The organism is Curtobacterium pusillum (assembly GCF_013359865.1).
Lineage (GTDB): Bacteria > Actinomycetota > Actinomycetes > Actinomycetales > Microbacteriaceae > Curtobacterium > Curtobacterium pusillum.
Map to the genome: position 1 here is coordinate 1 of NZ_JABMCE010000075.1, position 26201 is coordinate 26201.

Here is a 26201-nt window from a genome sequence, read left to right on the forward strand (position 1 = left end):
AAGCGGGGACTAACGACCCGTGGAGCTGACCGGTACTAATAAGCCGAAGACTTGACAACACAACTATTTCCCACACTTTCGGGTGTGGGGCTCGCGTCCACTTTGTGGTTCCCGACAGACGATCGGGAACAAGAAACTGAACACCGCGCATGCGCGGAACAGCTTTCGGATTTCCAAGTGATTGGGTCGAAAGTGTTCCGGTGGTCATAGCGAGAGGGAAACGCCCGGTCACATTCCGAACCCGGAAGCTAAGCCTCTCAGCGCCGATGGTACTGCAAGGGGGACCTTGTGGGAGAGTAGGACGCCGCCGGACTCAACGTTGCAACACCAGGGAACCCCTGACCTTGACTGGTCAGGGGTTTTCTGCGTTTCAAGGGTGTCCGGCCGGTAGGATCGTGGAGTCATGACTGCGCCATTCACCACTGCCTCCGGCTCCGACGTCCGTGTCCGCTTCTGCCCGAGCCCGACCGGCACACCGCACGTCGGGCTCATCCGCACCGCCCTGTTCAACTGGGCGTACGCGCGCCACACGGGCGGCAAGCTCGTGTTCCGGATCGAGGACACCGACGCAGCGCGGGACAGCGAAGAGTCCTACCAGCAGATCCTCGAGGCGCTGCGCTGGCTGAGGCTCGACTGGGACGAGGGCGTCGAGGCGGGTGGGCCGCACGGTCCGTACCGGCAGTCCGAGCGGTCGGACGTGTACGAGGACGTCATCGCGAAGCTCAAGGCGTCGGGGCACATCTACGAGTCCTTCGTCACGCCGGAGGAGATGGAAGCCCGCAACAAGGCCGCCGGGCGCGATCCGAAGCAGGGCTACGACAACCACGAGCGCGACCTCACCGAGGCGGAGCGCCAGGCCTTCCGTGACCAGGGGCGTGAGCCGGCGCTGCGCCTGCGTGTGCCGGACCGTGACCTGAGCTTCCAGGACCTCGTCCGTGGGGAGATCACCTTCAAGCAGGGCACCTTCCCGGACTTCGTGGTGGTCCGGCCGAACGGCAAGCCGTTGTACACGTTCACGAACCCGGTGGACGACGCGCTCATGGCCGTCACGCACGTCCTCCGCGGTGAGGACCTGCTGTCGTCCACCCCGCGCCAGATCGCCCTGTACGAGGCGCTCTACGAGGTCGGTATCGCCGAGTTCATCCCCGTGTTCGGCCACCTGCCGTACGTGATGGGGGAGGGCAACAAGAAGCTCTCGAAGCGAGACCCGGAGTCGAACCTGTTCCACCACCGTGCCGCGGGCATGATCCCCGAGGGGCTCGTGAACTACCTGGCGTTGCTCGGTTGGTCGATCGGCCCCGACCGGGACGTGTTCTCGATCGACGAGATGGTCGCGGCGTTCGACGTCGCGGACGTGAACCCCAACCCCGCGCGCTTCGACCACAAGAAGGCAGAGGCCATCAACGGCGACCACATCCGTCTCCTCGACGCCGCTGACTTCCGCGATCGGCTCCTGCCGTACCTGACGGGCATCGTGGCCGATCCGGCGACGCCGGCGCAGCTCGAGGTCCTCACCAAGGCGGCGCCGCTCGTGCAGGAGCGCATGCAGCTCCTGAGTGAGGCGCCCGGCATGCTGGGGTTCTTGTTCACGTCGGACGACGACCTCGTGGTCGAGGACGACGCGGTCGGCACCCTCAAGCCCGATGCCGGCGACGTGCTCCGCGCGAGCATCACCGCCCTGGAGCCGCTCGAGGACTGGACGACCGAGGCGATCGAGGGTGCGCTGCGTGCGGCGCTCATCGACGGGCTCGGCCTGAAGCCGCGCCTGGCGTTCGGCCCGCTCCGTGTGGCGGTGTCCGGTCGTCGGATCAGCCCGCCGCTGTTCGAGTCGATGGAGATCCTCGGGAAGGACTCCACCGTCACGCGGCTGCGTCGCCTCGCGGACCGCTGACGTGAGCGGGCCGGGCCGCCTGACGGTCGACGTGGCCGTCGTCGGGGCCGGTCCCGCGGGCCTGAGCGCCGCGCTGAACCTCGTGCGAGCGAAGCGCACGGTGCTGCTCGTGGACGCGAACCGTCCGCGGAACGCCGCGACGCTGCGCTCGCACGGGTTCCTCACGCGGGACGGCGTCTCGCCGCTGGAGCTCCGGAAGCTCGGGCGGGCCGAGGTCGAGGGCTACGCCGAGGCGACGGTCGTGCAGGCCGTCGTGGACCGGGTCGCTCCCGAGGGCGACCGGTGGCTCGTGCACGGTTCGTGGCGGGGCGTCGAGGTCGAGGCGTCGGCCCGCGCGGTGGTCATCGCGACCGGTCTCCGTGAGGAGTTCCCACCCCTGCCGATGCTCCGCGCCTTCTACGGCACCGCCGTGCACAGCTGCGTGGAGTGCGACGCGTACGAGAAGGCGGGCGAGCCGCTGGCGTTCATCTGCGAGACCGACGACGTGGTCGACCGTGCGTTGCTCGTCGCGGCGTGGACGGATGACCTGGTGGTGTACACGAACGGCGTCGCGAGGCTCGACGACACCGGACGGAAGCGTCTGGCGTCCGCGGGTGTGCGCCTCGACGAACGGCCCGTCGCGGACCTCGAGGGGGACCGCTCGGGGATGACCGGTGTCCGCCTCGCCGACGGGCACGTGGAGCCACGCACGGGCGGGTTCGTCCGACCGCGCTGGCACGCCGACCTGGACTGGGTGGACGCCGACCTCGCACGCGACGCCGAGGGGCTCGTCGTGGTCGACCGGTCCGGACGGACGAACCTCGCCGGTCTGTACGCCGTGGGCGACGTGACCCCGCCCGGGCCGGAGCAGCTCATCGTGGCGGCGGGCCACGGGGCCGTGACGGCGGCTGCGGTGCACCGGGACCTCGTGGGTGGTCTTGCGGACCTCCGGGATGCTGTACAGTAGTTGATCGTGCCCCGGGCAACCGGGACACGGGGCCGCAAGGCCTCTTGGGGTATGGTGTAATTGGCAACACAGCGGTTTCTGGTACCGTCGTTCTTGGTTCGAGTCCAGGTACCCCAGCACTTGAGGAAGCCCCCGGTACATCCGGGGGCTTTCTGCGTTCCCGGCTGAGCCCGCGCACGCACGGCTCCTGCATCGGCGCTTCAATGCCGATTCCGAGGCTGCGGTGATCCGCACGAACCCACGGCCACCTCGCCCGTCGGCACGGCGGGCCATTCGCTCCGGTGAGGCACACGACGGACGCGAGCCGCGCCTCCAGGCCGCTTGCGGGGAACCGCAGGAGGCGACCTCGACCTCGCACCCCGTCGGATGCCCGACGTACGGTCGCAGCACCGCCATCGCTCCGCTGGCGGTCCGTTGACGAGCAGACAGGGGTGTCCTCGTGCCCTCCACCGATTCCGTGATCCACACCTGGGACCACGTGCCCGCGATCGCCGTGGCCGACGACCACTCCGTCCTCGATCGCTGGGACCGCGTGGTCGCCCGGCACCGCGACGAACCGGCGCTCTCGGGCGACGGCCGCTCCGTGACCTACGGGGAGGCCGACCGCCTGGTGACCTCGCTGGCCGCCGTGCTCAGCGACGTGCTCCGTCCGGACGACCACGCCGGTGCCGGGGTCGGCGCCCAGCCGGGCGGCGCGTCGAAGCCGATCGGCATCATGGCGGGGCAGACCACCGAGGCGGTCATCGGCGTCCTCGCGATCGTGGCGGCCGGTCGCACCGTCGTCGTCATGGACGACCACCTCCCGCCGGCCCGGTTGGCGCACGTCGCCGCCCTCGCCGGGCTGGACGAGGTCGTCGCCGACGCCGGTCGCCTCGGCACGGCCGAGGGCGTGCTGGCCGGGACCGGGGGCCGGGTGCACCCGCTCGAGGACCTCCTGGCCCGTGCCGAGGACCCGGGCGACGCCGCGCACGGGACCGAGACCACCGGCGCGGGACGCGGGCAGGGGCAGCACCGGCCCGGTGGCGCCGACCCCCTGGTGCTGGTCTTCACGTCGGGTTCCACCGGGCTCCCCAAGGGCGTCGCGATGACCCACCGCCAGCAGCTGCAGAACACCGAGCAGGACGCCGTGGCACTCGGCCCCGGCCCCGGGGACCGGCTCGGTGTCGTCCTGCCGCTGTCGTTCGCCGCTGGGTTCCTGTTCGCCTTCTCCACCCTTCTCAACGGCGGCGCGGTCGTGCTCATCGACCCCCGCGACCTCGGTGTGGAGCGCACGCTCGACCGCCTCGAGGAGCAGGGCGTCACGTGCCTGGTGTGCACGCCGCACCTCCTCCGCTCGATCGTCAGCACGGTGGGCGCCGACGACCGTGCCCCTCGGAGGGCGCTGACCGACCTCCGTTTCCTGATGACGCTCGGCGAGCCCGTCACCGGCACCGACCTGGCCGCCGCCCGCCCGCACCTCGGGGCCGGGACGGTGTTCTGGAACGGGTTCGGGTCGAGCGAGATGGGCTGCGTCGCCTACTTCTCCGTGCAGCCGGACGAGCCGGTCCCGGACGGGGTGATCCCGGCCGGGTGGCCGCTCCACGGCAAGACGGTGCGCATCGTGCGCGAAGACGGGTCGGAAGCACCCCTCGGGGAGACCGGCGAGCTCCTGGTCGTCTCCGACGGCATGACGTGCGGGTACTGGGGCGCGCCCGAGAAGACCGCGGAGCGCATCGGGCGGGACGACGACGGCCGGGCGACCTGGCGGCAGGGCGACCTCGCCCGCCTCGAAGCCGACGGCAGGCTCGTGCTCCTCGGCCGGTCGGACGACGCCGTCAAGGTCCGTGGCTACCTGGTCGAGCCGAGCGAGGTCGAAGCGGCGCTCCGGGCGATCCCCGAGGTCCACGACGCGGTCGTCACCGCGCAGGTGGACCCGCCGGCGGTGACCCGGCTGGTCGCCTACGTCGTCGGACGTCCCGGCGCCCGCACCCCCGCTCCGGCGGCGGTCCGCCGAGCACTCCGGGAGCGGCTGCCGGAGTACATGGTCCCCGCGTCCATCGTGCCGATGACCGAACTGCCACGGAACGAGCGCGGCAAGGTCGACCGCGCCGAGCTGCCCGGCGCACCGAGCATCGAGGCCGAGATGGTCGAGGGGGAGTACGACCAGTGGGAGCTGGTGGTCGGGCAGATCTGGGCCGGTGTCCTCGGACTCCGCGGCGTGCACCTCGACGAGGACTTCTCGGCCCTCGGCGGCGACTCGCTCTCCGCGGAGGAGATGCTCACCGTCGTGCATGAGCGCCTCGGTGTCGACCTGCGCGCGTCCGAGCTGCTCGAGCACCCGACGCTCCGGGCCTTCGCCCACCGGGTCCGGACCGGGACGAGCGCCCTCCCGAGCCACCCGGACGTCGTCAAGGTGTCGAGTGCGCGCGAGGCGGGCCGGCCGCCGGTGTTCTGCCTGGCGGGCGGCGGCGCCCTCGCCCTGACGTTCCTCCCGCTGTCGCGGTACCTGCCGGACCACGACGTGTACGCGTTCCAGCAGCACGGTCTCGAGCGGCGCAGCTTCCCGGACTGGAGCATCGAACGCATCGCCCGCCGCTACCTCGCCCTCATGCGCATCGTGCAGCCGCGCGGCCCGTACCTCCTCGTCGGGCACTCGCTCGGCGGCCTCGTGGCGCTCGAGATCGCGCGGCAGCTCACCGAGGCGGGGGAGCAGGTGGAGCACCTCGCCCTCCTCGACACCTACCTGCCGCGCTCGAAGTCCGAGCAGGCACGCCTGCACTTCGGCCGCATGGAACCGCGGGAGGCGTCCAACCCCACGGTGCGGTCGCTCCAGAAGGGCGTCGACAAGCTCGTGAAGCGCGTGATGCCCGCCGGCGTCCCGTACGGCGCGCAGGCCGCCAAGCGGTTCCGCGCGTACACCGCCGGCGTGCTCCGGTTCGGTGGGCAGAAGGACTTCGACGCCTTCTTCGACCAGGCGGAGATCGTCACCCGGCGACACCACCCCACGCCGTTCGCGGGCCGCTCGACGTACGTCGTGGCGGACGCGAACCCGGACGCCGAGGGCTGGAAGTCGCTGCTCGTCGGGCGCCGGGAGACGGTCCGCATCGCTGCCGAGCACACGTCGCTCCTGCGCGAGCCGCACGTCGCGGAGCTCGCGACCGCCCTGCGGGCGGCCTTCGAGCCGGAGGATCCGGCACAGGGCTGAACCGAGGGACGCGACGGACGGGAGGCGCGGTGCCGGCTGGCACCGCGCCTCCCGTCCGTCGTTCCCCGGCCTCGCGCGGACCGCGCCGACCTGCGGTCGTTGCGGGTTTCCGTATCCACCACCGATGGTCCGCAATGGACCCCCGATCGCATTGACCGACACCTCGGCCACGGCGAGGGTTGGAACAACGGGGGAGAGTACCCACTCACCCGGGAATCCGGTGGCGTCGTACCCGCGCTCCTGCCGGACCGGCGAGCGTCGTCCGCGCGGCACTCGCAGCAGCGTTCTCCGCCCTGCAACCTGAACCCGACAGGAGCAACACCAATGACCGCCAGCACCGCACGTCCTGCCGATCCCCGAGTCTCGGTCGTCATCCCGGCACGGAACGAGGCACGCAACCTCGAGATCATCCTGCCGAAGCTCCCGCCCGTGTACGAGGTGATCCTCGTCGACGGCAACTCGGTCGACGACACCATCGCGACGGCGCAGCGCCTCATGCCCGACATCCGCGTCGTGCACCAGACCCGCAAGGGCAAGGGCAACGCCCTCGCCTGCGGCTTCGAGGCCGTGACCGGCGACGTCGTCGTCATGTTCGACGCCGACTGCTCGGCCGACCCGGACGAGATCCCCCGCTTCGTGCAGGCGCTGCGCGACGGCGCCGACGTGGCCAAGGGCACGCGGTACGCGCTCGGTGGCGGCAGCGACGACATCACGATCGTCCGGAACCTCGGGAACCGGGGGCTCAACGTCCTGTGCAACCTGATCCTCGGCACCCGCTACAGCGACCTCTGCTACGGCTACAACGCGTTCTGGGCCGACACCCTCCCGGAGATCGCGCTGCTGTCGTCGACGCTGCCGCAGCCGGCCGACGGCTCCATGCGGTGGGGCGACGGCTTCGAGATCGAGACGGTCCTCACGTGCCGCTGGTCGGCCGCCGAGCTGCGCATCGCCGAGGTCCCGAGCCACGAGAAGCTCCGCGTGCACGGTTCCAGCAACCTCAACGCGGTCACCGACGGCATCCGCGTGCTCAAGTCGATCGTGCACGAACGCCGTCGCTCGGTGGACGCCCGCTCCCGCGCGAAGGTCGCGGCGCTCGCCGGCGGCTCCGCCACGACGCTCCCCACGGCACCGGTGTCGCCGGTCGACGCGCCCACCGGTGAGATCGTCGCGCCCACCACGTCCGCGACGGTCGCCGCACGCGCCCTCGAAGGGGACGTCGTATGAGCAGCGTCGCCGTCGTCATCTGCGCCTACACGCAGCTGCGGTGGGGCGACCTGCAGGACAGCGTCGAGTCCGCGAAGCGGCAGCCGGAACATCCCGAGGTCATCATCGTGATCGACCACGAGCCCGAGCTCTTCGCCCGTGCGGTCGCACGCTGGCCCGAACTGCGGGTCCTGGAGAACACCGAGGAACGCGGCCTCTCGGGTGCACGCAACACCGGTGTCGCCCGGACCGACGCGGACGTCGTCGCGTTCCTCGACGACGACGCGACCGCCGACGAGGACTGGCTCGGGCACATGCTGGCCGCCCTCGACGACCCGGACGTCGTCGGTGTCGGTGGCCGTGCGACCCCGTCGTGGCCCACCGTCACCGGCGCCGGCCCGTACTCCGACGAACTCCTCTGGATCGTCGGCTGCAGCTACGCCGGCCTGCCCGAGACGGCCGGCGACGTGCGCAACGTCATCGGCTCGAGCATGGCGTTCCGCCGTGATGCCATCCTCCTCGCCGGCGGGTTCCGCGAGGGTCTCGGCCGCGTCGGCACCCAGCCCCTCGGCTGCGAGGAGACCGAGCTCTGCATCCGCATCGCCCAGGTGCGCCCCGGGTCGAGGATCCGCCACGAGCCGCGCTCGAACGTCTCGCACCGCGTGTCGGCCGACCGCGTGACGATGCGCTACCTGCGTCGCCGCAGCTACTACGAGGGCATCTCGAAGGCCGTGCTGAGCCGCCGCGTCGGCACCGGGGACTCGCTCTCCAGCGAATCCACCTACCTGACCCGCGTGATCCCCGGCGCCGTCGCCCGCGAGCTCCGCTCGGTCGGCCGCGGCGGTGGCCTCCGGGCCTTCGCGATCGCGCTGTCCGTGCTGAGCACCGTCGTCGGCTACGGCGTCGGACGGTTCCTCGGCGGTGTCGTCGTGGTCGCCCCGGCGAACCGCGTCACCAGGCAGCCGGTCGGTACGCTGTGACCCGCGCGACGCTCACCCGGGTCCTCGCGCCCGTCGTCGAGCAGACACTGGTACCGACCTGGGACGGCGCCCTGTGGGTCGGCGAGATCGACCGCGCCGACCTGCACGGCGCGAGCCACCGAGACGCGTTCGCCCTCAGCGGGGCGAACGGGTACCGCCGCGCCCGACTGCTCGTCCGCGACCACGGCGAGCCCGTCGGCTTCGTCGAGACCGAGATCACCGAACGCCGTCGCGGCGGGGCCATGATCGACGTCCGTACCCTGGAACACGCGGTCCGGCCGATGCCGACTCCCGAGCGACGTCCGGCCGCTGATCAGGCGTTGCCGTCCGTCACCGTGGTGCTCTGCACGGACGGAGCCGCCGGCCCGACCATGCGCTCCGTGCTCGCCTGCGACGGCGCGGACTTCGACGTCGTCGTGGTCTCCCGCGGCGCCGACGGGACCGGGGTCGTCGACATCGCCGGCCACCGGGTGACCACCGTCGCGGCGCCGGACGGCGGGCTCGCCGCTGCCAGGAACGCCGCGTTGCTCGTCGCCACCGGTGAGGTCGTCGCGTTCGTCGGCGAGGGTGCGATGGTCGACCGCTCGTGGGTCGCCGCACTCGCCTCGGCGTTCGCCGCGAACGACGACGTCGCCTGCGTGACCGGCCTCGTGCCGAGCGCCGAACTCCGCACGCCCGCCCAGCGATGGCACGACGACCACACGAACGCCGCACGGACCGTCCGCCGTCGGGTCTTCCGACTCGACGACGACCCGGACGACGTGCCGCTCCACCCCTTCGCCGCCGCCGAGTACGGCACCGGCGCGAACCTGGCCGTCCGACGGCAGGCCGCGCTCCGCATCTGCGGCTTCGACACCGCTTTCGGTCCCGGCACCCGTGTGGGTGGCGGGGACGACCTCGACCTCTTCACCCGACTGCTGTTCGCGGGCTCCGCGATCGCCGTCGAACCCGCCGCGATCGCCTGGCAGCGTTCCGAGGACGACGTGATGTCGCTCCGCCGCTCCGCCGCCGCGTACGGCCACGGACTCGGAGCCTGGATGACCAAGAACGCTTTCGACCGCGACACCCTCACCGCATCGGTGGACGCCGTCCCCGAGGCGATCAGCGCGTTCGCACGGCTCGGCCTCGAACCCGCCGGTGGTGCCGGTGGGGCCGGGGACTCCGCCCCGGCCGGTGTCGCCGGGCCGGTGGGTGCCGTCGACGTCGAGTTCGCCGAGACGGCCCGTCGACTCCGTCGTGTCGAACGTCGCTCGGTGCTCACGGCGCCGATCCTGGCGCTCGCCGAACGCCTCGGCGGCGCGGGCACCATCGACCGCACGGCCCACGGCCGCCACGAGCTTCAGCGCGGACTCGAGAGGGGGGCCGAGGATGTGCGCGAGCACGGTGGCGAGGCAGCACCCGGCAGCGCCATGGGCCCGGTCGCCCGTCTCGGCGCCGCCGGTCTCGTCGTCCTGACCCTCGTCGTCGCCGGACTCGGCACCGTCCTCGGCGTGCCGGTGCTGCGCGGGAGCGCGATCGGGGTCTTCCTGTTCGCCCTGCTCGGCGTGGCGCCGATGCTCCTGGTCCGTCCGATGCCGCTGGCCCGGTTCGCCCTGCTCTCCGTCACGGCGTCGCTCGTCGGTACGATCGCCATCGGCTACACGATGGCGACCGCGGCCGTCTGGCATCCGGCCGTGCCGTTCGTCGCCGTGGTCGTGCTGACCGCCGTCGCGATCGCCGTCGCGGTGCCGCGGGACGTCCGCGACCTCCAACGCCTGCGGCTCGCCGGGGGCGTGCTCGGCCCCTGGAACACCACGCACACGGTCGCCGCAGCGTCCCTCGTCGGGCTCGTCGTCGTCGTGGTCACGGCGATCACGCACATCGGCGACCCGGTTCGCGACGGCCTGTTCGGTTCGCTGGGCATCGGCCTGCCGATCGGGCTCGCCGTGACGGTCGCGGCGGCCGTGGTCGCCGTGGTCCGTGGTCGCGGCGTCGCGGTGCCCGTGGTCGTCCTCGGCGGCGTCATCCAGCTCGCCCAGGCGATCACGTACGGCGTGCCGACCGTGGCCGCGGCCGCCCGCCACATCGGCGTGCTCGAGTACATCCGGCAGAACGGCACGACCAACCCGGCGGCGGACATCTTCCAGACCTGGTCCGGGCTCTTCGCCGGTGGCGCCTGGGTGGCTGACGTGGGCGGGATCGTCAACGCGATGCTCCTCGCCGCGTGGGTGCCGGCCCTGCTGGCCTTCGCCACCACCATCGCGGTCGGGGTCCTTGCCGCGCACTGGCTGCCCGGCAGCCGGCGTCCGTGGATCGCCGCGTTCCTGACCGCCATGACCGGGGCGCTCAACACCACGTACTTCTCCCCCCAGTCGGTCGGCATCCTCCTGTCGGTGGCGATCCTCGTGCTCGCCACGGGCCCGCTGCGCCGAGTCACGCGTGCCGACAGCGACGGCGAACCCGTCAGCGTCCTCCGTCCGCGTGCGGTCGGGCTCTCCCGGGTCATCGCGATCGGCGCGATCGGCATCGTGCTGGCCGTCACGCACCAGATCTCGCCCTACCTGACCGTCGCGGCACTCGTCGCGCTGGTGGTCTTCCGGCTCGTCCGGCCCTGGTGGGTGCCGGTCGTGGTCCTCGTGCCCGCGGTCGTCTTCGCCGTGCTCAACGGCAGCGTGCTCGACAAGTTCGTCTCCCTCGCGGCGGTCGGTCGGTTGCTCGACAACGTCCAACCGCCCACGCACGACAAGACCGTGCTGCCGGAGCCGCTCGTGACGCAGCTCGCGTTCGACGTGCCGGCCGCGGCGCTCGTGGTGCTCGGCCTCGTCGCGCTGATCACCGTGCTGCTCCGGCGCGACCGGCTGCACTGGGCTCTCCTCGCAGCCTCGGCGAGCCCGATCTCGCTGCTCGTGGCGACGAACTACGGCCAGGAGGGCATCTTCCGCGTGGTCCTGTTCGCCACACCCTGGATCGCCGTCCTCGCGGCCGCGCTCCCGCTGCCGACCGGTCGTCTCTCCTGGGCCGGTTCGCTCGTCAGCCGTGCGATGCACCCGTCGGCCGTCCGGTTCGCCGTGGCCGGTTTCGGCGTCGCGGCGCTGGTCGCGATCGGGGCGTTCGGGCAGACGGCGCTCGACTGGAGCCGCGTCATGACCCGGAGCCAGTCGGAGGCGACGCAGCTCTACGACCGCACCGCTCCGGCCGGGTCGGTCATGCTCCTCACCGGGTCTGCGAACGCGGTGCCGAGCAACACCGGCGCGCGGTACTTCGACGTCGGCTACCTGTCCCGTGAGGCGCTCAGCGAGTACCCGGCCCCCGAGGGCTACGACGCGGAAGCCGACGTCTCCGACATCACCCGCGACCTCGTGGCCAACTGGAGCGCGACCAAGTACTACGCCCTCGTCGCCGAACCGTTCGGCGCCTACGACGAGCGGTACGGGTACCAGACCGACGCGGATTACCAGAAGCTCGCCGAGGCCATGGCGACGTCGCCCTACTGGAAGCGCGTCTGGTCGTCCGGCACCACCGCGATGTACGAACTGACAACGGAAGGCCTGCGTCATGCGACTCGTTGAACCCCGGAGGAAGCGGCGTGTCGTCGCGTCCACCACCGCAGTGCTCGTCGGGCTCGTCGCAGCCCTGGCCGGCCCCGGCCTCGTGCTGCAGACCGTCGGGACGAGCGCCGCGGCCGCCACCACCACGGCGGACTGCAGTGCGGGCAGTGTCCTCGACGTCATCGCCCACCCCGACGACGACCTGCTGTTCGAGGGCACCGACCTCCGCAAGGACATCGACGCCGGGCGCTGCGTCCGCACGGTGGTCGTCACCGCGGGTGACGCGGGCTATTCGACCTCGTACTGGCAGGGCCGTCAGGAGGGGCTCCTGGCGGCGTACGCGAACATGGCCGGCGTCGACTCGGCATCGACCACGGGGTCGCTCACCGCTGCCGGGAAGACCCTGCACACGGAGACGCTCACCGCCGATCCCCGTATCAGCATGGTCTTCATGGAGCTCCCCGACGGCAACGTCGAGGGGAACGGGTTCCGGGCCGACGGCTACGAGAGCCTCCAACAGCTGTACGCGGGCGACATCGACACGATCCACACGGTGACCGGTGCGGCGCACACCGCCAGCTACACCCTCGCGCAGCTGCGCGCCACCCTGCTCGCCGTCGCCGAGGACTTCACGCCGACCGACATCCACACCCTGGACTACGTCGGGTCGTACGGCGACGGCGACCACAGCGACCACCACACGGTCGGGTACCTCACGAACGAGGTGCAGGAGCAGTACGCGGGCAGCCACCAGTTCACCGGGTACATGGGCTACCCGATCGCGGACCGGCCGGCGAACCTGACGACCGCGCAGACCGACGCCAAGGCAGACGCGTTCTTCACGTACGCCGCGCACGACGACGAGACCTGCGCGTCCTGGGAGGCCTGCTCGTCCCGACCGGAGACCTCCTGGCTCAGCCGGCAGTACACGGCGGGGTCGACGGTCCCCGCCGAGACGACCGACCCGAACCGCACCGACGTGACGGGTTCCGCGACGGTGACCGCGAGCGCCGAGAACCGGGCCGACGGGCAGACCGCCGCCAAGGCGGTCGACGGCGTGGTGAGCGGGTACCCCGATGCGCCCACCGCCGAGTGGGTCGCCCCGTCCGGTCGCGCCGGCACGTGGATCCAGCTCGGGTGGCCGAAGGCCACGAGCCTGACGGAGATCGACCTGGCCGACCGGTCGAACGCGAACGACCAGGTGCTCGGTGGGACGCTGACCTTCTCGGACGGATCCAGCGTGTCGGTACCCGCCCTCGCGAACGGCGGCGCGTTGCAGTCGGTCACCTTCGCGGCCCGGCAGGTGACGTGGGCACGGTTCACCGTGACGTCCGTGAGCAGTACGACCGAGAACATCGGTCTCGCCGAGATCCGGGCGTACACCACCTCAGCGACGTCGACCACCCCGACCACGTCGACCGACCCGACCACCCTGCCACCCCGACCACGTCCGGGTCGGACGTGACGGGTTCCGCGACGGTGATCGTGAGTGCGGAGAACCCGGCTGACGGGCAGACCGTGCTCAAGGCCGTCGACGGCGTGGTGGACGGGTACCCGACGACGCCGTCGGCGGAGTGGGTGGCCCCCTCCGGCGGTGCCGGGACGTGGATCCAGCTCGGGTGGGCGAAGGCGACGACGCTGAATGAGATCGCCCTGGCCGACCGCCCCAACGCGAACGACCAGGTACTCGCCGGCACGCTGACCTTCTCGGACGGGTCCAGTGTGACCGTGCCGGCGCTCGCGAACGGCGGGACGGTCCAGAAGGTGACCTTCACGGCCCGCCCGGTCACGTGGGCCCGCTTCACCGTGACGTCGGTGAGCTCCTCGACCGAGAACATCGACCTCGCCGAGATCCGGGCGCTGTCCTCGACCGCGTCCACCACGCCCGCTCTGAAGGACGTGACTGCGAGCGCTCAGCCGTCCGCGTCCTCCGACAACCCCGCCGACGAGCAGACGGTCGCGAAGGGCGTGGACGGCGTCGTCTCCGGGTACCGGGACGACTACACGGCCGAGTGGGTCGCCCCCGGCGGCCGGACGGGCGTCTGGTACCAGCTCGACTGGACCGCCCCGGTGTCCCTCCAACGCATCGTCCAGAACGACCGGCCGAACAGCGCAGACCAGATCACGAGCGGTACGCTCACGTTCTCCGACGGCAGCCAGGTGGCGGTCGGGGCGCTCCCGAACGACGGCACGGCCCGGACGATCGACTTCGCCGCCAGGAACGTCACGTGGGTACGGCTCACGACCACCGGCGTCTCCGCCAGCACGATCAACGTCGGTCTCGCGGAGGTACGTGCATGGGCAGCTGGATGACGCGGGCCGCGGGCGATCCGCCGGTCGACCCCCGTGCCGCCTCGGCGCACGGTGCGGCGCCGGCGCACGGGGTCGGGATCGCCCGGCACGGTGCGGCGCTCCGGAACGGGGGCCGCACGATCGCCCTCGCAGCGGGAGCCCTCGTGATCGCTGCGGGGGCGATGGCCGCGTCCACCGCCGGTGCGACCGGTGACGGCGTCGACCCGAGCGGAGTGACCATGCCCACGAGCGACGGCAGCGGGTGGACCCGTGCGTTCTCGGAGGACTTCTCGGACACGACTCCGCGCGGCGGATTCGAAGCGGCCTACACGGACCGGTTCTCGGTCTACCACGGGTTCGCGGACACGGCCGGGACCGGGAAGTACACGGCGACGGCGCTGACCGCACACGACGGCATGCTCGACATGCGCCTGCGGACGACGGCGGGCGGAACCCCGCTCGCCGGCGGCATCGTCCCGCTCGTCGACGGGCAGTGGGGCGGCCAGACGTCCGGGCGGTACAGCATCCGGATGAAGAGCGACGAGGTCGACGGGTACGGCGTCGCGGTGTTGCTGTGGAGCGACGCGAACGTCTGGGCGCAGGGCGAGGTCGACTTCCCCGAGGGGGCGCTCGGCGCGCCTGCGTGGCTCAACGTGCACTGCCTCGAGGACCCGGCCGAGAAGTGCATGCACCAGGAGACCGGGGCGTCGCTCGCGGACTGGCACACGTACACGATCGAGTGGACGCCGAAGCAGATGTCCTTCCTGATCGACGACGAGGTGGTCGGGACGACGACGGAGAACATCCCGACGGAACGGATGCACCTCGTCGTGCAGGCCGGGTCCCTCCAGGGGACCCCACCGCGCAACGCTGCTGGATCGCTGCTGATCGACTGGATCACGATCGACGTGCCGGCAGGGTCGTCGCCCGAGTCCGCGGCGCCCGCGCAGGACGGCTGATCCGGCGAGGACGTCGAGGGGCCCGACGCATCGAGCGTCGGGCCCCTCGTGCATGCCGTGCGACGGACGGCCGGGCCGGACGGTGCCCGTGCCGTCAGGCTCGAGCGTGCTCCTGCAGCGCGTCCAGGAGCGCGGCCATGTGCGGCGCACGCCCGTACCGCGACCGCACCCACTCGCGACTGCGCGTGCCGAGCGACGGATCGTGCACCGCCTCGTCGAGCGTGTCGAGCACCTTCCGCGCCAGCGCTCCGGTGTCCGTCGGGTCGACCGTGAACCGGGCCCAGTCGCCGGACAGGATCTCGCCCGTCCCGCCGGACGCCGCCGCGACGACGGGCCGGCCGGCCGACATCGCCTCGATGACCGTGCGGCCGAACCCCTCGGGTTCGATGGACGGCACGACGACCAGGTCGGCGGCGTGGAGGAGGGGGAGCACGTCGTCCCGCTCGGGTGCCAGCAGGACGGAGCCCGCGGGGAGCGCCGCCACGGCGCGTTCGACGTGCGGGGCCTCGTCGGGGTAGAGCGCACCGGCCAGGACGAGCAGCGGTTGCTTCACCGTGCTCTCGCCGGGACCGGCGGACGTGGTGCTCGGGGTGCGCTGCGCCGACGCCGTCAGGACGCGTCCCCATGCCTCCAGGAGGGCGACGACGCCCTTGGACCGGCTGAGCCGACCGTAGTAGAGGACCGTCGGGGTGTCGTCGGTGATGCCGAGCGCGGTGCGTGCGCTGTGGACGTCGGCCGGCGAGGGCGGGGTGAACTCGTCGGTGTCGACCCCGTTCGGCACGATCGTGATCTTGTCGGCGGGTGCGCCGGCCGCGCCCCAGGCCTCGGCCATCGCGTGCGAGACGGCGAGGAACCTGGTGCGGCCTCCGGAGAACGGCCCGATCCGGCTGTAGTTGGGGAGGTGGTGCAGGTGGACGGCGAGCGGCACGCCGGACACGAGGGACGCGAGGCGGCCGAACGGCAGGTACTCGGGTCGGTTCAGCCAGAGGACGTCGAGGTGGGAGCGGCGGAGCCGGAGGCCCTCACGGGCGAAGCGGAACGCGTCGCGGAGCGCGGTGCGGACGCCGAACCGGTAGTCGGTCGCGTCCACGAGACGGACGCCGAGCCGTTCGAACGGCTCCCGCCCGTCGTCGACCCGGTTCGAGCGGGCGGCGTGGTGCCACACCTCGACCTCGTGTCCGGCCGCGACGAGCTCACGCGTGTCCTCGAGGACGCACCGCTCGAGGCCGCCGGTGATGGCGAGGCCGGTGACGACGACCCCGACCCGGAGGCGTCGACGGGTCTGGGCGGGATGCGGAGCGGTCATGACGTACCTCCACGTGCCGCGCGCAGTCGGCGGAGGAACCAGGGCAGGCAGGCGAGCACACCGGCGGCGCGGACCCAGTTCCAGAGCGCGTCCTGCGGGACGAACACGGAGACGGCCGCGACGGCGAGGGCCGCGGCGACCGGCAGCACCACACGGGCGCCGGGACCACGCCACTCACGGCGGTCCGACAGGGCGAACTGCTGCATCGCGGCGAGGACGAGGTAGGCGAAGACGGTGGAGATCGCGGCGCCGGCGATGCCGAACAGCGGGACCAGCACCAGGTTCGCGCTGATGTTGACCGCCCCGGCGATCCCGGCGATCACGCCGACGGCGACGCCTCGGCGCTCGACGAGGAGCAGGCGGCCGGTCGCACCGCTGGCGACGACGGGGAAGGCGGTGACCGCGACGATGAACACGACGATGGTGAGTTCGTGCACCCGGTAGGACGCCGGCGCCAGGATCGGCAGCGCGATCGGCGACACGAGCGTCACGGCCAGGAGGACCGGTGCGAGCATCCGGTAGAGCTCGTCGCGGGAGTGCATCGCGAGTCGTCGACGGACGACGGCGTCCCGGAGCGCGGCGAAGTGCGGCGCCCAGGCCTGGCTCGTGAAGGACAGCAGGAGGATCACGGCCGAACCGACGACGTAGGCGATCTGGTACCGCGCCACCTCGTCCGGGCCGAGCAGCCGCTGCACGACGACGCGGTCACCGGCGTTCAGGACGAAGTAGGAGAGGTTGCCCAGTGCGATCGGGATGCCGAGGCGGAACGCGCGGGCCGTCGTCCGGCGGTCGAACAGGCCGCCGAACCGCGGTCGTGTCGCAGCGATGCCGATGACCATCGCGACGCCCTGGGCGACGACGCCGCCCCAGGCGTAGGTGGTGGCGTCGGCGTGGACCACGGTCAGCAGGACGAGTCCGATGATCGATCCGCCGATCGAGGACAGCAGACTCGTCACCGCGAAGACGCGGATGCGGTCCTGCGCGACGAGGAACGCGAGGGAGATCTGCACGATCGCCGCGGGGCCGGTCCAGAGCACGGCGACCAGCAGGAGCGGGTGTTCGCCGACGAACCCGGCCGCGTCGCCCCAGACGGGGACCGTGGTGAGCGCGGCGACGGTGACGATGGACGCCGTGATCATCCCGACCGCGAGCAGCCCGCGGGCTCGGCGGTCGTCGTCGTCCTCGGCGCGCTGCAGCACCGAGGCCTGGTCGAGGCCCGCGACCGCGAGCACGACGAGCGCCTGGTACAGGGCGATCGCGGAGGCCAGCACGCCGAACTCCGACGGCGGCATGAGGTGGGCGAGGACCGGGGAGATGAGCGACGAGACGACGAGCTGCATCGACCACACCACGACGTACAGCAGGCCACGACCGAACAGGACGGAGGCGCCCTTCCCGACGGCGACGGCGCCGGTGTCGAGCGCTTCGGACGCCGGTTCGGAGACGGACACGGCCGCCGTCGTGAGCGGTTCCGCCGGCCGGGCGCCGTCGGCGGAGGGCCGGGCGCCCTCGGTGGCGGCTCGTGCTGCGCGGGCTTCGCGGCGGGGCTGGGGGACGGTCACGGCGCGATCACCCCCGGTGCGGCCGCCGGAGGAGGCGAAGCGGGACCCGAAGCGGGACTCGCCGATGCAACCGGAGCCGCCGCCGCCAGGACGGCCTCGGGACGCAGCCCGAACGCCTCGTCGACGAGGTCGAGCAGGTCGGAGCTCCGTTCGGTCGAGAACTTCCGCGCGAACACGTGCGGGAGGTCCACGTCCGACCCGGTCCGGCGCGCGAGCAGTCGCTCGGCGTCGGGGAGCGAGAGCCACGGCGGGCTCTTCCGCGCACTCCCGTCCCACCCGATCCACCACAGGGGGTGCGCCACGTGCTCCTCGGCGAAGCCCGGCGTGAGTGCGGGGGAGCTGAGGACCGACGGCACGAAGCTCTCGTCCGCGATCCACGCGCGACGCCAGAACCGGACGAGGTCCGGCCGCCGGTCGAACGCGTCGACGACCGAGGCGGCATGGTGCCGGGCCAGGACCTTGAGCTGGGAACCACCGGCGAACACGACGTCCCGCGGCACCCGACGGGGGATCGGGAGTCGCAGCATGTGCTTGCGCCACGCCCAGTGCCGGTACCGGATCCGTGCGCGACCGCCGTCCCGCCCCCAGGCCTCGTACGGCAGCGGGTGCACGGCGACGAAGGACTCCTCGCGGTGTGCCTCGAGCAGGGCGGTGACCTCCGCCGGGTTCGCGAGCGGGTAGTCGCTGCCGGTGAGCACGGCCACGTGGGTCGCGTCCGTCGCGGCGAGGGCGGCGCGGTAGCCGGACACCTCGGCGGCGACGTTCTCCCACTTCGCCCAGCCGGTGCTGATGCGGGGGAGCAGACGGACGCGGTCGGGGAGGCCGTCGGTCATCGCCCGGAACACCGTCTCCGGCGTCTTCGCGTCGCAGTGCAGGAACACCGGGAACGGGTCGAGCGCCTCGACGAGACGGCGGACGTGCCGGGGGTCCTCGTGGGCGAGGACGATGCACGCGGGAGCCGCGGGGAAGGTGGCCATGGACGCGACGCTAACCGCGCCGATCCGGGGCCGACAAGGCGTCCACCGGGCCTCTGCGGGGATGCAGCGGTTTCCCGCAGCACCCCGGCTGATCAGCGCTTCCTGCGGAACTTCGGGCAGTCGCAGAGGGCGCAGTCGGATCCGCGACGGTAGTGCTCGTGCGCCTCCTGCGCGTGCCCGCACACGCAGATCGCGGTGTCGACCACGACGATGTCCTGCTCCGCGAGGAGGAGGTCCCCGAACTCGGTCCTGGGGCCTGCCGACATGCGTCCTCCTCGTGCCCGGCGCGCTGCCACCGGGTCGTCGGCTCCATCCTACCGGGCGACGACCCACCCCTGCGGCAACCCACCGCTGGCGGCAAACCGCAAGAGGAACGCAGGGAGGAACCAGGGTCGTTGACCGTGCGGGGACACCACCGGAGCATCGGAGCATGACCGACCACCAGGCGACCACGACACGCGTGCTCACGCTCACGCCCGCGATGCCCGCACCCGACGCTCCCACGTGGGCCGGTGCCGCCTGGGTCGGAGCGGTCGACCGGCAGGAGGCGCTCGCCGCGTCCGTCGTGGAACTCGCCGGCGCCGAGGGCTTCCGCCGCGCCCGGCTGCTCGTCCGGGACGGACGCGAAGTCGCCGGTTTCGTCGACGTGTCCGTGGACGACCGCGGGGAAGTGGACCCGGCCGAGCTGGTACCGGCCCTGCGCGCACTGCGCACCACGAGCCTCCCGTCCGCTGCCCGGGCGACCCACCCCGGCCGCATGTCCGTGGTCATCGGGACCCGCGACCGGCCGGACGACGTCCGCCGGTGCGTGCGCTCGGTCCTCGCGTCCGCGTACGACGACTTCGAGGTCATCGTCGTGGACAACGCGCCCACGACGGATGCGACGCGTGCCGTGGTCGGCTCGTTCGCGGACCCGCGGCTCACCTACGTCCTGGAGGCGCGTGCCGGCGTCTCGCGCGCACGGAACGCCGGTCTCGCCCACGCCTCCGGATCGGTGGTCGCCTTCGTCGACGACGACGTGGTCGTCGACCGCGAGTGGCTCGCCGCGATCGCCGAGGTGTACGCCCGCGACGCGGACGTGGTCTGCGCCACCGGGCTCGTCCCCTCGGGAGAGCTCCGAACACCCACGCAGCGGTACTTCGACGAGCGCGTGACCTGGGCGCGGAACCTCGAGCGCCGCGTGTTCCGTACCGCGTCCCCGCCCGCCGACCTGCCCCTGTTCCCGTTCTCCGTCGGGGCGTTCGGCACCGGGGCGAACATGTCGCTCCGGCGCTCCGCGGCGCTCGAGCTCGGCGGTTTCGACGTCGCCCTCGGCCCCGGGACCCCGGCGCGCGCCGGGGAGGATCCGGACCTCTTCACCCGCGCGCTCCTCTCCGGGGGCGCCCTGGCCGTCGAACCCTCCGCCGTGGTGTGGCACCGGCACCGCCCGGACCGTGCGGCGCTGCGATCGCAGGCGCTCGGCTACGGGACCGGGCTCGGCGCCTGGGTCGCGAAGCTCATGACGAGGCCGTCGACCGCCGTCGCGGTGCTCCGGCGGGCCTTCGGTGCGCTCCGGCAGCTCGGGGCGCTCGGCCAGGGCGCCGGGGAGGTGTCGGCAGCCGTCGACGCCGTCGGCGGCTGGCCGGTCGACGACGAGTTCCGTGCCGCGACGGCCGGGCTCAAGCGCGCCGAGCTGCTCGCTGCGCTCGGGGGACCGCTACGGTACGTGCGCGGGCGTCTGCGCCGCGGGTAGGCGGGGCGCGCCGGCGCGGCCGGTCTGCGGCGAGGTGGACGCCTCACGCCTGACGCGCCCGCACCGTACGACGACGTGCCGGGAGGCGCGACACCGGTCGGCGTCGCGCCTCCCGGCACGTCGTGGTCGCGACTACGGGCGGAAGCGCCCCTCCTCGACGTCGCGCCAGAACCGCCGGCTCCGCGCGTACGCCGCCGGACCCGCCGGGAACCCGCGGAACTCGTGGTACGCCAGGGAGCGGGGGATGCGGGTGGTCGACGCCTCGGTCAGGGTCTCCGGCGCCGCGTCCCGCTTGCCCATGATCCGCGACACGAGCTGCCTCGTCTTGATCCGCGCGGCCACCGGCATGAGGCGCGTGAGGGCGACCAGGTGCCGGCGGTCCTTGAGGACGAGCGCGCACATGAGGGCGGTGAACCCGACCCCGTTGGAGTGGAGCTGGTGGTGGAGTCCCTCGAGGTCCTGGCGGTGCCGGTGGTGCACGACCGCGCGCGGCTCGAAGCCGATGCGGCCGCCGCCCCAGAGGATGTCGATGAAGATCGCGAGGTCCTCGCCGCCGCGGGCGGGCACCCCGGCCCCGAGCGTGCAGTCGAACCCGCCGACGGCGTCGAACGCGCTGCGACGGACCGACCAGTTCGCGCCTGCGCCGTAGCCGCCGATGCCGTAGACCGCGAAGTGCTTGCGGACGGAGCCGTCCGGGGCGATCGCACGGACCCGCGCGTGCCGCATCGCTCCCTCGACCTCGTCGGGGACGATCGTCACGGGCTCGAACGTGCGCTCGCCGCTGAAGCCGCCGTAGTACGCCTCGTACCAGATCTGCGCGGGGGTCTCGAGCTCGACGGGGAGGATCAGCCCGGTGACGGCGTCGAGGTCGGGCTCGCGGACGAACCGCGAACCGATCATCCTGAGCCACTGCGGGCTGATGCGGACGTCGTCGTCGGTGAAGGCGATGACCTCGCCCTTCGCGGCGGCGACCCCGGCGTTCCGGCCGGCGGAGCACCCGGGACGGCGTTCGGTGACGAGTCGGACGTTCCGGCCCTCGAGGAGCGAGGGGAGCGGATCGACCGCCGGCAGCTTGACGCGGTTGTCGACGAGGATGACCTCGTGCCGCGGGTAGTCGAGGTGCTCGAGGACGTCGAGCAGCTTGCCGATGTCCTCGACGCGGCTGACGATCGTCGAGACCACGATGGAGATCATCGGGAGGTCCGCGTCGGCGACCGGCTCCTCGTGGGCCGCGGGGCCGACCTGCTCGACGAGCGGTGCGATCGCGCGTGCGGCGTCGTCGGGGTCCGCCGTCAGCAGGACGTCGAGGGTCGTCACGGGGTGACCGCCGCGGTACCCCACGACGAGCGCGGAGGAACCGGACTCGTCGGCGACGAGCCGCGGCAGGGGAGCGTCGAGATCGACGCTGACGACCCGGCGCGGGCCGGGGACGGTGACGGGGGAGAGCAGGGCCATGTCGTGGACGCTACGTCGGGGTGGGGAACCGGACAACGACGACGGAATCCCATGGCGGGGTTCGTGCGGAACCCCGCAGGTTTCCGAAAACCGAACGGAACACGGTGATCACGAGCAGGTCACGGAATCTTTGCAACCGGTTGCGAAAGGCTGTGAGCGGGCGTAGTTTCCTCCATCAGCAGGCAGCGCCGCCTGCTCCAGGCAGCGTCGTCGTCACCCGATCGGCGTCTCCTGGTGATCTCGATGAGGAGACAACGCTGTGAAGACAACACGCGCCAAGGTGCGGTTCGCATCGGTAGCGGGGGTCGCGGTCATCGGCCTCGCGCTCGCCGGCTGCTCGGGCGGGAGCTCGGCATCGAACGACGCCCAGAACGGGCAGGACAGCCGCGGCCCGATCACGTACGTGCAGGGCAAGGACAACTCGAACGTCGTCCGACCGCTGATCGCGAAGTGGAACAAGGCCCACCCGGACGAGAAGGTCACCTTCAAGGAGCAGTCCGACCAGGCCGACCAGCAGCACGACGACCTCGTGCAGCACTTCCAGGCGAAGGACGACAACTACGACGTGGTCGACGTCGACGTCGTGTGGACCGCGGAGTTCGCGGCGAAGAGCTGGCTCGTGCCGCTCACCGGCAAGATGAAGCTCGACACCTCGAAGCTCCTGCCGGCCACGGTGAAGACCGCGACCTACAACAACACGCTCTACGCGGCACCCCAGACCTCCGACGGTGCGCTCCTCTACTACCGCAAGGACCTCGTCAAGACGCCCCCGACCACGTGGGCCGAGATGATGAAGGACTGCGACATCGCCAAGAAGGCCGGGATCGGGTGCTACGCGGGGCAGTTCGCGAAGTACGAGGGCCTCACGGTGAACGCGTCCGAGGCCATCAACGGCTCCGGCGGCTCCGTCCTGAACAAGAGCGGCAGCCCGGACGTCGACACGGCCGACGCCAAGGCCGGCCTGCAGAACCTGGTCGACGCCTTCAAGGACGGGAACATCCCGGCCGAGGCGATCACCTACCAGGAGGAGCAGGGCCGCACCGCGTTCGAGAACGGCAAGCTGCTGTTCCTGCGCAACTGGCCGTACGTCTACAACCTCGCGAAGACCGACGGGTCGAGCAAGGTGAAGGACACCTTCGGCATCGCCCCGATCCCCGGCAAGGACGGCGTCGGCGCCTCGACGCTCGGCGGTCACAACGCCGCGATCAGCGTGTACTCGAAGCACAAGGCGACGGCGCACGACTTCCTCGAGTTCCTCACCTCCAACGAGACGCAGAAGTTCTTCGCGACGCAGGGCTCGCTCGCCCCGGTCGTCGGTGACCTCTACACCGACTCCGAGCTGACCTCGAAGCTGCCGTACCTGCCGACCCTGCTCAAGTCGATCAAGTCGGCCGAGCCCCGTCCGGTCACGCCGTTCTACCCGGCCGTGACCAAGGCGATCCAGGACAACACGTACGCCGCCCTCAAGGGATCCAAGAGCGTCGACGAAGCCCTGAAGGACATGCAGGCGGCCCTCAAGACGGCCACCAGCAGCGGCAGTTAGCACTGCACGCGGCTCACGCCGCATCGGACGGGAGGCGCGGTGCCAGCGCGCACCGCGCCTCTCCCCACCGGCACGGCCCGGTCGCCGCTCCGCGACGACCGGGAACCGGCGGCGTGGGCCCAGTCCGCCATCACCTGCGTCCCGACACCCCGGCAAGGAGGCCGCCACGTGTCAGCAGCAACCGAGATCCCCGCCGCCATCCCGAATCCCCAGGGCATGGAACCGAAGCGCCAGCGGCGCAAGGGCGGACTCAACGCCGAGCACGGCCGCTGGGCCGTGTACCTCATCGGCCCGACGATCGTGCTCCTCGCCATCGTCATCGGCTACCCGGTCGTCAGCGCCGTCGTCCAGTCGTTCCAGCTCGACTCCGGCCTCGACAAGGCGACCGGCCTGTTCGTCCAGGGCGGCTTCGCCGGGGTCACGAACTACGTGCACTGGCTCGCCCAGCAGTGCGGCAACGCCACCTGCCCGCCCGGCAGCATCGGCTCCCAGTTCTGGGTGTCGATGGGCAACACGTTCTTCTTCACGGTCGTGACCGTCCTCGCCGAGACGATCATCGGCGTCTGGATGGCGATCATCATGAACCGCAACTTCAAGGGCCGCGCGCTCGTCCGTGCCGCGATCCTCGTGCCGTGGGCCATCCCGACCGCCGTCACCGCGAAGCTCTGGTACTTCATCTTCGACGCGAACGGCGTGCTCAACCACGTCCTCGGGCAGCAGATCCTCTGGACGAGCGGCGAGTGGTCGTCCCGGTGGGCGGTCATCATCGCCGACACGTGGAAGACCACCCCGTTCATGGCACTGCTCATCCTCGCGGGTCTGCAGCTCATCCCCGAGGAGGTCTACGAGGCCGGCAAGATGGACGGAGCCTCCACCGTCCAGCGCTTCACGCTCATCACGCTGCCGCTGATCAAGCCCGCGCTCATGGTCGCCGTGCTGTTCCGCGTGCTCGACGCGCTCCGCATGTACGACCTGCCGGCGATCCTCACCGGCGGTGGCGGTGGTTCCGGCAACGCCACGACGACGCTGTCGATCCTCGTGGTCGACCAGATCCGGCAGGGGTTCAACTCCGCGTCGGCGCTCTCCACGATCACGTTCCTGGTGATCTTCATCGTCGCGTTCGTGTTCGTCCGGTTCCTCGGGGCGAACGTGGTGCAGACGCAGGCAGCCCAGCAGAAGGGTGAGCTCAAGTGACCCTCGCAGCCGACCGCCCCCGGTCAGTGTCCGTTCCCGGCGAACGTGCCGGCGCACGCGCCGACGTGCGCGTGAAGCGGCACACGGGCTCCAAACTCCGCACCGGCATCCAGGCCGTCATCATCGCGATCTGGTGCCTGCTGCCCTTCTACTGGATGGTGGTGACGAGCTTCCGCGACGTCGGGTTCACGTTCGACGCCACACCGTGGCCGACGCACGTGACGCTCGACAACTACGCGACCGCGTTCTCCACGGCGCTCGGCAACCACCTCGGGCGGGCGCTCGCGAACAGCCTGCTCATCGGCGGTGTCGTGACGATCATCGCGCTGCTCGTCGGAACGAGCGCCGCGTACGCGCTCGCCCGCCTCGAGTTCAAGGGCAAGTCGCTCATCGCCGGCGCCATCCTCGCCGCGTCGATGTTCCCCGGCGTCGCGCTCATCTCGCCGCTGTTCCAGCTGTTCACGGACATCGGCTGGATGGGCACGTACCAGGCCCTCATCCTGCCGAGCATCTCGTTCGTGCTGCCCCTCACCGTGTACACGCTCGCGTCCTTCTTCCGCGAGATGCCGTGGGACCTCGAGGAAGCCGCACGCATCGACGGGTGCACCCGCGTGCAGGCGTTCCGGCGGATCATCCTGCCGCTCGCCGCACCAGCCGTGTTCACCACCGCGATCCTGGCGTTCATCTCCTCCTGGAACGAGTACCTCATCTCGTCCCAGCTGTCCTCGGACGCCACCCAGCCGGTCACCGTCGCCATCGCGTCGTTCGCCGGGACGCAGCCGCACCAGGAGCCCTACACGGCGGTCATGGCGGCGGGCACGATCGTCACGATCCCGCTCGTCATCCTCGTGCTCGTGTTCCAGCGTCGCATCGTCGCCGGCCTCACCGCCGGCGGCGTGAAGGGGTGACCGTCATGGCGCAGCGCAGCCCCGCCCGGCCCACCGCCCGCATCGAGGAGGCCATCGGCTTCGTCGGGATGTTCGGGACCCTGTTCCTCGGGGTCACGGTCTTCTGCGAGGTCACCGGGCGGCCCGCGCTCGGGTGGGCACTCGTCCTGCTCGTGTGCGTGCTCGGCGTCGTCGTCCTCGACCGGTGGCGGGTGTCGGTCCTCCGACGCACGGAGTCGGCGGACGGCATCGGCGGGCAGCCCGCCGGACGTTCGGTGCCCGTGCCCCGGGCGGACCACGGCCGATCCGCGTCCGCGTCCGCCGCTCGGGTCGGGCACGGCACGACCGTCGCGTCGGCAGACGCGCGCGTCCACCGGCACGTCGGATGGGACGAGCTCGCCCCGGCCGGTCGGCAGCAGGTGCGGCAACGTCGCCGCGCCGCGGCTGCCGCGTCGCCGGCGTTCGCCGGTGCGACGGACGCGCGGTCGGTGGCCGACCCGACCCCGGCCGGCCACGTCACCGACGTGACGCGACCGTCGGACGGCTGACGGGCCTCCAGACCG

At 71.8% G+C, this 26201-nt stretch carries 19 protein-coding genes, 1 tRNA gene and 1 rRNA gene; 16 read left to right on the forward strand and 5 right to left on the reverse strand.

Translation table 11 applies throughout. The features are described from left to right. The first annotated feature begins 196 nt into the window (after nucleotides 1-196). The 11 genes from rrf (at nucleotide 197) to HP507_RS09185 (ending at nucleotide 14982) form a co-directional block, all read left to right on the forward strand. Nucleotides 197-313 (forward strand): 5S ribosomal RNA (gene rrf / locus HP507_RS09135). Between the two features lie 90 nt (nucleotides 314-403). Further along, the gene (gene gltX, locus HP507_RS09140; protein WP_175351482.1) at nucleotides 404-1891 is read left to right on the forward strand and encodes a glutamate--tRNA ligase; all 1488 of its coding nucleotides are present in this window, start codon (nucleotides 404-406) and stop codon (nucleotides 1889-1891) included. 1 nt (nucleotide 1892) lies between these two features. After that, nucleotides 1893-2837, forward strand: coding sequence for an NAD(P)/FAD-dependent oxidoreductase (locus tag HP507_RS09145; protein ID WP_175351483.1), 945 nt, complete (start codon nucleotides 1893-1895; stop codon nucleotides 2835-2837). Nucleotides 2838-2882: 45 nt separating this feature from the next. Next, nucleotides 2883-2954: transfer RNA gene (locus tag HP507_RS09150), tRNA-Gln, on the forward strand. A 322-nt stretch (nucleotides 2955-3276) separates the two neighbouring features. Beyond that, complete coding sequence (locus HP507_RS18390; RefSeq protein WP_175351484.1) at nucleotides 3277-6021, forward strand: alpha/beta fold hydrolase; 2745 nt, start codon at nucleotides 3277-3279, stop codon at nucleotides 6019-6021. A 324-nt stretch (nucleotides 6022-6345) separates the two neighbouring features. Beyond that, nucleotides 6346-7245 carry a glycosyltransferase family 2 protein gene (locus HP507_RS09160; protein ID WP_254701033.1) on the forward strand — a complete coding sequence of 300 codons (900 nt, stop codon included), beginning with the start codon at nucleotides 6346-6348 and terminating at the stop codon, nucleotides 7243-7245. After that, nucleotides 7242-8204, forward strand: coding sequence for a glycosyltransferase family 2 protein (locus HP507_RS09165; RefSeq protein WP_175351485.1), 963 nt, complete (start codon nucleotides 7242-7244; stop codon nucleotides 8202-8204). Before HP507_RS09160 ends, HP507_RS09165 begins: the two co-directional genes overlap by 4 nt. Continuing rightward, on the forward strand, nucleotides 8201-11752 hold the full coding sequence (locus HP507_RS09170; protein ID WP_175351486.1) for a glycosyltransferase: 3552 nt from the start codon (nucleotides 8201-8203) through the stop codon (nucleotides 11750-11752). The genes HP507_RS09165 and HP507_RS09170 overlap by 4 nt, the downstream gene beginning before the upstream one ends. Further along, the gene (locus HP507_RS09175; RefSeq protein WP_175351487.1) at nucleotides 11739-13196 is read left to right on the forward strand and encodes a DUF7402 domain-containing protein; all 1458 of its coding nucleotides are present in this window, start codon (nucleotides 11739-11741) and stop codon (nucleotides 13194-13196) included. The genes HP507_RS09170 and HP507_RS09175 overlap by 14 nt, the downstream gene beginning before the upstream one ends. Beyond that, nucleotides 13193-14044, forward strand: a complete 852-nt coding sequence (locus HP507_RS09180; protein ID WP_175351488.1) for a DUF7402 domain-containing protein — start codon at nucleotides 13193-13195, stop codon at nucleotides 14042-14044. Before HP507_RS09175 ends, HP507_RS09180 begins: the two co-directional genes overlap by 4 nt. Next, nucleotides 14029-14982, forward strand: coding sequence for a glycoside hydrolase family 16 protein (locus HP507_RS09185; protein WP_175351489.1), 954 nt, complete (start codon nucleotides 14029-14031; stop codon nucleotides 14980-14982). Before HP507_RS09180 ends, HP507_RS09185 begins: the two co-directional genes overlap by 16 nt. 94 nt (nucleotides 14983-15076) lie before the next feature. Here the strand turns inward: HP507_RS09185 and HP507_RS09190 are convergent, their stop codons facing one another. The 4 genes from HP507_RS09190 to HP507_RS09205 all read right to left on the reverse strand — a co-directional run bounded on the left by HP507_RS09190 (nucleotide 15077) and on the right by HP507_RS09205 (nucleotide 19093). Further along, nucleotides 15077-16288 (reverse strand): glycosyltransferase family 4 protein, encoded by a 1212-nt coding sequence (locus tag HP507_RS09190; RefSeq protein ID WP_175351490.1) that lies wholly within the window; start codon nucleotides 16286-16288, stop codon nucleotides 15077-15079. After that, on the reverse strand, nucleotides 16285-17850 hold the full coding sequence (locus tag HP507_RS09195) for a lipopolysaccharide biosynthesis protein (protein WP_175351491.1): 1566 nt from the start codon (nucleotides 17848-17850) through the stop codon (nucleotides 16285-16287). Before HP507_RS09195 ends, HP507_RS09190 begins: the two co-directional genes overlap by 4 nt. Beyond that, nucleotides 17847-18827 carry a beta-1,6-N-acetylglucosaminyltransferase gene (locus HP507_RS09200; RefSeq protein ID WP_175351492.1) on the reverse strand — a complete coding sequence of 327 codons (981 nt, stop codon included), beginning with the start codon at nucleotides 18825-18827 and terminating at the stop codon, nucleotides 17847-17849. Before HP507_RS09200 ends, HP507_RS09195 begins: the two co-directional genes overlap by 4 nt. Nucleotides 18828-18919: 92 nt before the next feature. After that, a complete protein-coding gene (locus HP507_RS09205) occupies nucleotides 18920-19093 on the reverse strand; it encodes a hypothetical protein (protein WP_175351493.1) in 174 nt (57 codons plus the stop codon). A gap of 164 nt (nucleotides 19094-19257) precedes the next feature. On the opposite strand from HP507_RS09205, the gene HP507_RS09210 reads away from it, so the two are divergent. Beyond that, entirely contained in the window at nucleotides 19258-20559 is a 1302-nt protein-coding gene (locus HP507_RS09210) for a glycosyltransferase family 2 protein (protein ID WP_175351494.1), read from the forward strand. 132 nt (nucleotides 20560-20691) lie between these two features. On the opposite strand, the gene HP507_RS09215 is transcribed toward HP507_RS09210, so the two are convergent. Then, entirely contained in the window at nucleotides 20692-22014 is a 1323-nt protein-coding gene (locus HP507_RS09215; RefSeq protein ID WP_175351495.1) for a glycosyltransferase, read from the reverse strand. 259 nt (nucleotides 22015-22273) lie between these two features. Between HP507_RS09215 and HP507_RS09220 the strand changes: the two genes are divergently transcribed. The 4 genes from HP507_RS09220 (at nucleotide 22274) to HP507_RS09235 (ending at nucleotide 26186) form a co-directional block, all read left to right on the forward strand. Continuing rightward, nucleotides 22274-23557 (forward strand): ABC transporter substrate-binding protein, encoded by a 1284-nt coding sequence (locus HP507_RS09220; RefSeq protein WP_175351496.1) that lies wholly within the window; start codon nucleotides 22274-22276, stop codon nucleotides 23555-23557. Nucleotides 23558-23773: 216 nt separating this feature from the next. After that, on the forward strand, nucleotides 23774-24751 hold the full coding sequence (locus HP507_RS09225; RefSeq protein WP_175351554.1) for a carbohydrate ABC transporter permease: 978 nt from the start codon (nucleotides 23774-23776) through the stop codon (nucleotides 24749-24751). A gap of 65 nt (nucleotides 24752-24816) precedes the next feature. Beyond that, nucleotides 24817-25659 (forward strand): carbohydrate ABC transporter permease, encoded by an 843-nt coding sequence (locus HP507_RS09230; RefSeq protein WP_271207089.1) that lies wholly within the window; start codon nucleotides 24817-24819, stop codon nucleotides 25657-25659. Between the two features lie 5 nt (nucleotides 25660-25664). Then, a complete protein-coding gene (locus HP507_RS09235) occupies nucleotides 25665-26186 on the forward strand; it encodes a hypothetical protein (RefSeq protein ID WP_175351498.1) in 522 nt (173 codons plus the stop codon). Nucleotides 26187-26201 lie beyond the last annotated feature (15 nt).